Annotated in this window: 1 protein-coding gene; it reads left to right on the top strand. The window is 62.9% G+C overall.

Annotated features, from left to right (window positions below; translation table 11 throughout):
• Window positions 1–20: 20 nt before the first annotated feature.
• Window positions 21–248: DegT/DnrJ/EryC1/StrS family aminotransferase (locus SB816_RS33970; protein WP_410548497.1), on the top strand; the 228-nt coding region annotated here is incomplete at its 3' end.

Genomic DNA, 248 nt, shown 5'->3' with positions numbered 1-248 from the left:
CATTACAGGCCAACGCGTTCATGACCCAGACTACCGCTCCGTTCCTGCCGTTCACCCGCCCCGAAATCGACGAGGAAACCATTCAGGGCGTCGTCGAAGTGCTGCGCTCGGGCTGGATCACCAGCGGGCCGAAAGTGCAGGCCTTCGAGGCGCAGTTGTCGGAATATTTTGGTGGCCGGCCGGTGCGCACCTTCAACTCGGGCACCTGCACCATGGAGATTGCCTTGCGCATCGCCGGTATCGGGCCG

Origin of the sequence: Achromobacter sp. SIMBA_011, assembly GCF_046535435.1 — a bacterium.
Lineage (GTDB): Bacteria > Pseudomonadota > Gammaproteobacteria > Burkholderiales > Burkholderiaceae_B > Achromobacter > Achromobacter dolens.
Note: the sequence above shows the minus strand (reverse complement) of the source record. Positions and strands in the feature narration are given on the sequence as shown.